9 protein-coding genes are annotated in these 9,530 nt (G+C 69.8%); 1 reads left to right on the top strand and 8 read right to left on the bottom strand.

Translation table 11 applies throughout. The features are described 5' to 3' along the window. Window positions 1–34 precede the first annotated feature (34 nt). From C7C45_RS16780 to C7C45_RS16805, 5 genes are all read right to left on the bottom strand, one after another. Window positions 35–916 carry a potassium-transporting ATPase subunit C gene (locus tag C7C45_RS16780; protein WP_110564586.1) on the bottom strand — a complete coding sequence of 294 codons (882 nt, stop codon included), beginning with the start codon at window positions 914–916 and terminating at the stop codon, window positions 35–37. Then, a complete protein-coding gene (gene kdpB, locus C7C45_RS16785) occupies window positions 916–3,111 on the bottom strand; it encodes a potassium-transporting ATPase subunit KdpB (RefSeq protein ID WP_110564587.1) in 2,196 nt (731 codons plus the stop codon). Before kdpB ends, C7C45_RS16780 begins: the two co-directional genes overlap by 1 nt. 20 nt (window positions 3,112–3,131) lie before the next feature. After that, window positions 3,132–4,787: a potassium-transporting ATPase subunit KdpA gene (kdpA, locus tag C7C45_RS16790; protein ID WP_110564588.1), complete on the bottom strand. Its 1,656-nt coding sequence runs from the start codon at window positions 4,785–4,787 to the stop codon at window positions 3,132–3,134. After that, window positions 4,787–4,876 (bottom strand): K(+)-transporting ATPase subunit F, encoded by a 90-nt coding sequence (gene kdpF, locus C7C45_RS16795; protein ID WP_036390805.1) that lies wholly within the window; start codon window positions 4,874–4,876, stop codon window positions 4,787–4,789. The genes kdpA and kdpF overlap by 1 nt, the downstream gene beginning before the upstream one ends. A 333-nt stretch (window positions 4,877–5,209) precedes the next feature. Further along, a complete protein-coding gene (locus C7C45_RS16805; RefSeq protein WP_110564590.1) occupies window positions 5,210–6,250 on the bottom strand; it encodes a TRM11 family SAM-dependent methyltransferase in 1,041 nt (346 codons plus the stop codon). A 72-nt stretch (window positions 6,251–6,322) separates the two neighbouring features. Here C7C45_RS16805 and C7C45_RS16810 point away from each other — a divergent pair, with 72 nt between their 5' ends. Continuing rightward, a complete protein-coding gene (locus tag C7C45_RS16810) occupies window positions 6,323–7,117 on the top strand; it encodes a zf-HC2 domain-containing protein (protein ID WP_110564591.1) in 795 nt (264 codons plus the stop codon). A gap of 23 nt (window positions 7,118–7,140) precedes the next feature. Here the strand turns inward: C7C45_RS16810 and C7C45_RS16815 are convergent, their stop codons facing one another. From C7C45_RS16815 to C7C45_RS16825, 3 genes are all read right to left on the bottom strand, one after another. Beyond that, window positions 7,141–7,836 carry a CGNR zinc finger domain-containing protein gene (locus C7C45_RS16815; RefSeq protein ID WP_110564592.1) on the bottom strand — a complete coding sequence of 232 codons (696 nt, stop codon included), beginning with the start codon at window positions 7,834–7,836 and terminating at the stop codon, window positions 7,141–7,143. Window positions 7,837–7,843: 7 nt separating this feature from the next. Then, window positions 7,844–8,692, bottom strand: coding sequence for an MBL fold metallo-hydrolase (locus C7C45_RS16820; RefSeq protein WP_110564593.1), 849 nt, complete (start codon window positions 8,690–8,692; stop codon window positions 7,844–7,846). Between the two features lie 119 nt (window positions 8,693–8,811). Next, a complete protein-coding gene (locus C7C45_RS16825) occupies window positions 8,812–9,450 on the bottom strand; it encodes a TetR/AcrR family transcriptional regulator (RefSeq protein WP_110564594.1) in 639 nt (212 codons plus the stop codon). Between the last annotated feature and the right edge of the window lie 80 nt (window positions 9,451–9,530).

The following is a 9,530-nucleotide window of genomic DNA, read 5'->3' on the forward strand; positions in this document are numbered from 1 at the left end:
GCGCCGGTTGGCACGGCCCCGCCCGCGAGAGTGCTCAGCGTGCCGCGAACTGCTTGTCGAGAGCGATGTTGAGCTCCAGCACGTTGACCCCCGGCTCGCCCATGAAGCCGAGCGCTCGGCCGCCGGTGTGCTCGTCGACCAGCTTGCGGACCGCCGCCGGGTCCGCGCCGCGCTCCCGCGCGACCCGGTTCACCTGCAGCTCGGCGTACGCCGGGCTGATCTGCGGGTCGAGGCCGCTGGCGCTGGCGGTGACCGCGTCGGCGGGCACTGCCGGGTCGGCGGGCGCGTCGCCCCGGATCGGGGTGACCACCCCGCCGTCGGCCACGTAGTCCTCGCCGGGCTGGGCCAACTCCACCGCAACCCCCTCGTACGAGGTGACGAACGGGGTGGCCGGGGCGACCTGGTTGACGCTGACCACCCGGGTGACCGGGCCGGTCAGACCGTCGGCGCGGAAGACCGCGAGCACGGCGCCCACCCCGTCGTCGGTGCAGAACGGGCGCCGACCGTCGACGCCGTTGAGCTCGCCGACGGACTTGCTGCGCCCGCACACCTGGGTGAGCAGGCTCTCGCTGGACTCCTCCGGGTCGGTGGCGATGGTGTCGACGACGCTCTCCGGGCCCAGGTTGCTGGCCGAGGTAGCGGTCGGGTCGTAGCCGTCGCCGGCGGCGGAGGGGCGGGACTGGAAGTAGCGGGCGACGGGGTTGCCGTCCGCGTCGGTGAAGGACTGGCCGATCAGCGCGCTGCCGACCGTCGTTCCGCCGGAGGAGATGAGCGAGCCGTCGGCCTTGTGGTTGAGGCCGGGTAGCTGACCAACCGCTACCAGGGCCAGCGGGTAGACCAGGCCGAGCAGCACGGTGAAGACGAGCACAGCGCGCAGGGCGGCGAGGTGTTGGGCGAGCCAGTTGGGTAGGCGCATCACGAAATCCCCGGGATGAACTGGATGAGCAGGTCGATGATCTTGATCCCGATGAACGGCACGATGATGCCGCCCAATCCGTACACCAGCAGGTTGCGGCTGAGCAGCTTCGACGCGGCGGCCGGCCGGTACCGCACGCCCCGCAGGGCGAGCGGGATCAGCGCGATGATCACCAGGGCGTTGAAGATGACCGCGGACAGGATCGCCGACTCCGGGCTGGACAGCCGCATGATGTTCAGCGCGTCCAGACTCGGGTAGAGGCCGGCGAACATGGCCGGGATGATCGCGAAGTACTTCGCGATGTCGTTGGCGATGCTGAACGTGGTCAACGCGCCGCGGGTGATCAGCAACTGCTTGCCGATCTCCACGATCTCGATCAGCTTCGTCGGGTCGGAGTCGAGGTCGACCATGTTGCCGGCCTCCTTGGCGGCCGACGTACCGGTGTTCATCGCCACCCCGACGTCGGCCTGGGCGAGCGCCGGCGCGTCGTTGGTGCCGTCACCGGTCATCGCGACCAGCCGACCACCCTCCTGCTCCCGCTTGATCAGCGCGAGCTTGTCCTCCGGCGTCGCCTCGGCCAGGAAGTCGTCCACCCCGGCCTCGTCGGCGATCGCCTTCGCGGTACGCGGGTTGTCACCGGTGATCATCACGGTCCGGATGCCCATCCGGCGCATCTCGTCGAACCGCTCCCGCATGCCGGACTTGACGACGTCCTTCAGGTGGATGACGCCCAGGGCGCGGGCGGGCTCACCGTCGACGTGCTCGGCGACGACCAGCGGGGTGCCGCCGGTGCTGCTGATCCCGTCCACGATCTCGCCGACCTGCTCGGTCGGGTGCCCACCGTTCTCGCGTACCCACTTCATCACCGCGGCGGCGGCGCCCTTGCGGACCCGACGCCCCGTTCCGGCAACCCCGGCGTCCACGCTGGCGTCCGGCGCCAGGTCGACGCCGCTCATCCGGGTCTGGGCGGTGAACGGTACGAAGGTGGCGTGCGGCATCACGCCGGGCTCGCGCTCGCGCAGCCCGAACTCGTTCTTCGCCAGCACGACCACCGAGCGCCCCTCCGGGGTCTCGTCGGCCAGGCTGGACAGTTGCGCGGCGTCGGCCACGGTCGCGGCGGTGACCCCTTCGACAGGTACGAACTCGGCGGCCTGCCGGTTGCCCAGCGTGATGGTGCCGGTCTTGTCCAGCAGCAGGGTGTTGACATCGCCGGCCGCCTCGACGGCCCGGCCACTCATAGCCAGGACGTTGCGCTGCACCAGCCGGTCCATGCCGGCGATGCCGATGGCGGAGAGCAGCGCGCCGATGGTGGTGGGGATCAGGCAGACCAGCAGCGAGATCAGCACCACTCCGGTGACGCCGGAGCCGGTGATCGCGCCGGTGTCCGGCGCGGCCGCCTGGTACGCCTTGGAGAAGATGGCCAGCGGCTGAAGGGTGACCACGGCCAGCAGGAAGATGATCGTGAGCGCGGCGAGCAGGATGTTCAGTGCGATCTCGTTCGGCGTCTTCTGCCGGTTGGCACCCTCGACCAGGGCGATCATCCGGTCGATGAAGCTCTCCCCCGGCTTCTGGGTGATCTTGACGATGATCTGGTCGGAGAGCACCTTGGTGCCACCGGTGACCGCGCTGCGGTCACCACCGGATTCCCGGATGACCGGGGCCGACTCGCCGGTGATGGCGGACTCGTCGACGCTGGCGATGCCCTCGACGATGTCTCCGTCACCGGGGATGATCCCGCCCGCCTCGACCAGCACGAAGTCGCCCTGGCGCAGCTCCGGTGCGGGCACCGCCTCATCGCGGTAGGCGTTGGCCTTCGCGCCGGGCTTCCAGTCGATCAGCCGCGTGGCGATGGTGTCCTTCTTCGCCTGGCGCAGCGTCGCGGCCTGGGCCTTGCCCCGACCTTCGGCGACCGCTTCGGCCAGGTTGGCGAAGACCACGGTCAGCCAGAGCCAGATGGTGATCGCCCAGGCGAACACCGACGGGTTGGTCACCGCCAGGACGGTGGTGAAGGCCGCGCCGACCTCCACGAGCAGCATCACCGGGTTACGCCACAGGGTGGTCGGGTTGAGCTTGCGGACCGCGTCCGGCAGGGAGCGGATCAACTGCTTGGGGTCGAGCAGGCCCCCGCCGATCCGGTTGCCCTGGGTGGCGGGCGTGCCGGGGAGTTGCTCTGTTGGGGCGGACGTGACGGACATGTCCTCGTTCCTCATGATGGTCAGAGCCCCTCTGCCAGCGGACCGAGCGCGAGCGCGGGCAGGAAGGTCAGCGCGACGAGGACCACCGTGACGCCGACGACCATGCCGATGAACAGCGGTCGGTGGGTCGGCAGGGTGCCCTCGGACGCAGGGGTGGGTGCCTGGCGGGCCAGCGAGCCGGCCAGCGCGAGCACGAAGATGATCGGCAGGAAGCGACCCAGCAGCATGCACAACCCGAGCGCGGTGTCCCACCAGGTGGTGTTGACCGTGATGCCGCCGAAGGCGGAGCCGTTGTTGTTGCTGGCCGAGGTGAACGCGTACAGCACCTCGGAGAGGCCGTGCGGGCCGACGTTGAGCGCGGTGGAGTTGTTGCCGGTGGCGAACGCGGCCGCCGTGCCGACCAGCACCAGGATCGGCGTGATCAGGAAGTAGAGCGAAGCGAACTTGATCTCCCGCGCGCCGATCTTCTTGCCCAGGTACTCGGGGGTGCGGCCCACCATCAGGCCAGCCACGAAGACCGTGATCACCGCGAGGATGAGCAGGCCGTACATACCGGAACCGGTACCGCCCGGCGCTACCTCGCCGAGCATCATGTTGACCATGGTCATCATGCCGCCGAGCGAGGTGAACGAGTCGTGGAACGAGTTCACCGCTCCGGTCGAGGTCAGCGTGGTGGCGGCGGCGAAGGTGGCCGAGTTCGACACGTCGAACCGCACCTCCTTGCCCTCCATGGCCGCGCCGATCGCCTGCGGCACCGTGCCGTGGCCGGCCAACTCGAAGACGTTGGTGATGGCGACGCTGATGAACGCGAGGATGCCCATCACCGCGGCGATGGCGTAGCCCTGCCGGTTCTGCCCGACCATCCGGCCGAAGACCCGGGGCAGGCTGAACGGGATCAGGAAGATCAGGAAGATCTGGAGCCAGTTCGTCCAGCTGGTGGGGTTCTCGAACGGGTGCGCGCTGTTGACGTTGTAGAAGCCGCCACCGTTGGTGCCCAGCTCCTTGATCACTTCCTGGCTGGCGACCGGACCACCGGTGATGGTCTGGGTGCCGCCGGTCAGCGTGCTCACGTCGGTGCCGGCCGAGAGGTTCTGCACCGCCCCGCCGATCATCAGCGCGATCGCGCCGAGCACCGCGATCGGCACCAGGATCCGCAGCACGATCCGGGTCAGGTCGACCCAGAAGTTGCCGAGCTGCCCGGTGCGGCTGCGGGCGAAGCCGCGTACGAGCGCGACCGCCACCGCGATGCCGACCGCCGCAGACACGAAGTTCTGCACGGCCAGACCGGCCATCTGCACCAGGTGGCCCATCGTCGACTCACCCGAGTACGACTGCCAGTTGGTGTTGGACACGAACGACACGGCCGTGTTCCACGCGCCGTGCGGCACCACCGGGTCGAAGCCCAGGGACAGCCACAGGTGGTTCTGCACCCGCTGGAACAGGTACAGGAACAGGATCGAGATCGCCGAGAACGCCAGCACACTGCGGGCGTACACGCCCCAGGTCTGCTCGGCTGCCGGGTTGACCCCGACCAGTCGGAAGATCCCCCGCTCGACCTTCGACTGCTTCGTTCCGGAGACCGCCCGGAACATGTAGTCGCCGAACGGCTTGTATACGGCGACCAGGGCGGCCACCAGCGTCAGCACAAAGATGACGCCTGCTGTTGTCATGGTCATCAGAAGCGCTCCGGAAACAACAGGGCGAACACCAGGAACGCGCCCAGGACGATCGCGAGCACCAGACCGACGGCGTTTACCGCGTTCACAGCTTCTCCACCGCCCGGACCACCAGGGCGAGCACTGCGAACAGCGCCACCGTCAGGACCACGAACACCACGTCAGACACGCTGACTCCTCATACCGGAAAGGTTCGTCGCGACCGCCTTCCGGTCGCGCCGGGCAATCAAAGCCCCACCACCTGCCGGACGACAGGGGTCATAACGCGACCATGACGGAGGCGAACCTTTTCTTGACGTGGTTTTCACACCCACCCACTGATCAGGTGAAATGCGGCACTGAGCCCTCAGGAGGGCAGCGCGAGAAGTCGCGGAAAGGGCACCGGACCTACCGGCGGTGCTGAGCTGAGGGCGGTGAGCCGATCAGGCCGGGCGGCGGGCCACCAGCACGTCGCGCATGATCGACTGGTCCACCCGGTGCCGCAGCGCCCGGTAGGGCTCCTCGTCGACCACGGTCAGGCCGGCGTCGGCCAGCGCCGCCGCCGCGTCCTCGCGGCTGGCGACGTGGGTGTTCCACGAGATACCGAGCGCACCACCGGGACGCAGCAGCCGCGCCCAGACCGGCGCGGCGTCCGCGAGCAACGCCAGCGGGTCACGGGTCAACCCCTGATCGGCGGTACGACTGCCGTGCTGCACGCCGTACGGGGCGTCGGCGACGACCAGATCGACGGTCTCCGGGCGGAAGAACTCCGCCGAGCGGGCCGTGTCGGCGTTCACCACGTCCAGCAGTTGGGTCTGGCCGGCCTTGTGCTCCTCGCGGGTGGGCGCCAACTCGATCCGCACCCGCCGGCCGACGACCTTGCGCTCCCGTCGCACCGGACCCGACTCCAGCACCCGGTGCTTGACCCGCTTCTGCTTCAGCCAGGTGGTGATGAACGCCCGGTACGCCTCGACGTCCTTCTGGTCGCGCTCGATCCCGGCGGCGTCGAACCCGTACATCAGGGCCTGGTTGAGGGTGGTGCCCCGACCGCAGAGCGGGTCGAGCACCCGGAACCGCCGACTGGTCAGCTCGCCAGCCCAGTCCGAGGCGAGCAGGGTGACGTTGAGCAGCAGCTTGGTGAACTGCTCGTTGGTCTTGCCGGGGTACTTCTGGATGGTGAGCAGGTCGTCGTCGTAACGGTCCAGCCGACTCCACTCGACCGGCCGCAGCAGCTCACCGACGATCTCGAACAGCGCGTACCCCGCGGAGAGGTTGCCGAGCACGCTCAGGTCCCGCTCGGTCAGCCCGTCACCGGTGAACGTCACGTAGGAGGCCCCACCGACGACCTCGGTGTCCAGCTCGCCGATCCGGCCGTCGAGCGCCGAACGGCCGAAGATCTCCAGCTCGGCCCGGGTGAGGTCGACAGCGGAGCGGGCGTACACCCGGTTGGTGGCGGGCAGGATGAGCAGGCCGTAACGCGTCATGATCCGGCGAGTATTCCACAACCGGCCCCGGTCGCCGGGAACCGGAGCGGCCGCTGGAGCGACTACCGATACATGGGGTGTGAGCAGTGGCGGGAGATCCTGTCCGCGCAGCTGGACGGGGAGGAGACCGCCGCCGAACTGACGGCGGCGCAGGGGCACCTCGACGGGTGTGCCGAGTGCCGGGCCTGGTTCACGGCAGCGACCGCGGTGACCCGTCGGGTTCGTACCCGTTTGGTGGTCGATGTGCCCGACCGGACCGCGGCGATCCTGGCCGCCGTCACCGCCGAGCCGGCCCGCCGGTCGTGGTGGCGGCGCATGGCCGGGCGCGGCCGTCTGGTCGCCGGGCTGCGCGCGGCGCTCGGACTGCTCGGCGCGGTGCAGTTGGTGCTCGGCCTGGCCCAGGTGGGCAGGGGCGCGACCGCCGATCACCTGCACCCCACCGGCCAACACCTCTGGCACGAGTCGGCCGCCTGGAACGTGGCGGTGGGCGCCGGTTTCCTCTTCGTGGCAGTGCGCCGCAGCCCGCCGGCCGGGCTGCTGCCGATGCTCAGCGCGTTCGTCGGCACGTTGCTGCTGCTCTCGGTCAACGACCTGGCCACCGGATCGGTGGGCGGGGAGCGGCTGGTCAGCCACGGCTTCCTGGTGGTCGGTTACCTGATCACCGTGCTGCTGTCCCGGCCCGGCCTGCGCCCCGGCGGACCCGCGCCGCAGCGGCAACCGGCACCGTCACACTGGCGGTTCCGCGCCGACGAGGCGGACCGGCCGCTGCGGGTGGTCCGCCCCGAGTCGTACCCGGCGCAGGCCGCCGACCGCAACGCCGCCCCTGCGGCGAGAGTCGGCCAGGCCGGCGAACGCCGCGCCGCCTGATCGTCGGCGGCACCCCCTCCGGGTCAATCCGCCTCCCGCTGGCGCGCGCGGTGGGCGCGCAGGTTGGCCGGGTTCCCACAGACGCGTACGGAGTGCCAGGCCCCACTGTTGTTGTTCGAGCGGTCGTAGAACGCCACCCCGCAGCGCGGGTTGCGGCAGGTCTTGAGCCGCCGCCGGACGCCGGCGAGTTGCGCCTCGAACAGCGCCGCGAGGACGAGCGAGATCAACAGATCGGCCCCGGCCCCGGCGGGGTCGAGGCGCACGGATCCGTTCCGGTCGACTCGGAGCGTGGCACCGGCGGTACGCCATCCGCTCGGGGCGCGGTCCGGCACCTCGGGGACGAGAGGCTCGACGTCCGGAGTGCCACGTAGTCGCGCATCGCTCGCTTCCCGCAGCTCGTCGCGAAAACTCCGCAGCGCCTGGAGCCCCGCGTCGTCGAGCGTGACCTCGGGTGCCGGCCTCCCGGTGGCCGTCGACCACCGGGAGGCGGCATCGTGTGCCCACACCGTGGCGCTGGTCAGGTCGTCAAGGAGGTCCGGCTGCCGTGGCACACCGGCCGAGATCGTGTTGAGCAGATCCTGAACGAGCCCGAGGCCGCCTGGAGCCGGGTCGATGTCGTACCTCGCGGTGGCGACCCACGGCGCGGAGACCACCTCTGTCGTACGGTCGGGCTCTGTCGTGCGGTCGGGCTCTGTCGTGCGGTCGGGGACCGAGGGCATGATCAGGTCACTTTCCGAGCAGGGCGAGCGCGCCGTACCACGCCGGGCCCGGGTTCACCCAGTCTGGGTAGAGCCGCACCATCTCGTCGTAGAACTCGCGGGCGGTCGACTTCTCGGCCAGCAGCCGTTCCACGTTCAGCAGATACTGCCGGGTCTGGTCGATGCAGGCCGGGTCGTCGGAGCGGTCCCGATTCTTGTGGCCGGCGACGACCGCGCGCGGCGCGAGGGCTTCGACGCGGTCCAGGGCTTTGAGCCATTCCCGCAGGCCACCGTCGACCGTCTCCACGATGTACTGGTGAACCCCGTTGTAGACGACGTCACCGGCCACCACGAGGCCGATCGATGGCACGTGCAGGACGGTGGTCTGATCGGTGTCGGTGTGTCCGGTCTCGACCGCCTGGATGAGATTGCCCTCAAGCAGGAATCCTTCGGTCGGCACGGGCACGGCGATGACCGGCGATTCCGGGATCAGGCCAGGGAAGACCACGTCGAACAACTGGCTCCGCCCGACGGTGGCCTGCTGGTGCATCACCTCGATGGTGCCGGGCGTCGCGTAGGTGACCGCGCCAGGGAAGCGCTTGACCAGCTCACCGGCGCCGAACCAGTGGTCGCCGTGCCCGTGGGTGGCGTAGATGTACGTCAGCCGCTTGCCCGACCGTGCGATCCAGTCACCCACCTTCGCGATCTGCTCGTGGGTGAACGGCGGGTCCACCAGGAGGGCCTCCTCGGCCCCGAAGATCAGCGTGGACGCAGTGGGATTCCAGTTGATCCGCGACCCGTCCGGCATGCGCTGGTCGCCCGCCCGAACCGGACCATCGACGACGAAAACCTCGTAGGACAGGTCAGATGTGGTCATGTCTCCCCCTCGGCTGTGCGATGACCGACGTGTCGCGGGCACTGACGTACCCGCCACTCGCTGAAATAACCATAGCCGCTATGCCTATTTCAGGAGCGCCATCGCCCCCGTGGTCCGCGTCACTGGCCGGTCGGACCAGCACCGGCGATGACCTGCGGGATGACCTGTTCGACGATGGTCAGCAGGGTGGTGGTGAGCAGCAGGTGCACCTGGGCGCGGGTCAACACCCCCCGCTGGAGCCACTCCCGGGCGGTCGACGTGGCCAACCCGCCGTACGCCCGGACCATCCCGCGCAACTCCTCGCGATGCTCCGCCTCGCCGGCCAGGCCGACGGCGACGAGCATGCGGTCCGCGGCAACCTCCTCGGCTTCGGCGAGCACCCGCTCCACGTCGGCGTCGCCGCCCATTCCCCGGGCGGTGACGGCGGCCAACCAGGAGGTGCTGTGCCGGGACACCACGTCGAGGAACCAGGAGACGCTGGCATCGACCCGGCTCCGCAGATCACCCTTGGGCAACCGCTCCAGGGCAACCTCCGGGATGGTCACCATGACCCGGACGACCTCCAGGTAGAGGTCCTTCTTCGCGCCGAAGTAGTGGTTGACCAGACCCCGGGCGACGCCGGCCTCCCGGGCGACGTCGGTGGTCGACACGTCCGCGTACGGGCGCTCGCCGAACAGCCGGACCGCGCAGGCCAGGATCTGCCCGCGCCGGGCGTCCGGCTCCAAACGGCGGCGGCGAGGAGCCGTCTCGACACTCACCTGCCCGACCCTATCGGCCGCTCACCGCGCCAGGCCTAGCGTCAACCACCGCCCCACCTCGATCAAGTGATGAGAAGTAG

It is taken from the genome of Micromonospora arborensis (assembly GCF_003205615.1).
Classification (GTDB): domain Bacteria; phylum Actinomycetota; class Actinomycetes; order Mycobacteriales; family Micromonosporaceae; genus Micromonospora; species Micromonospora arborensis.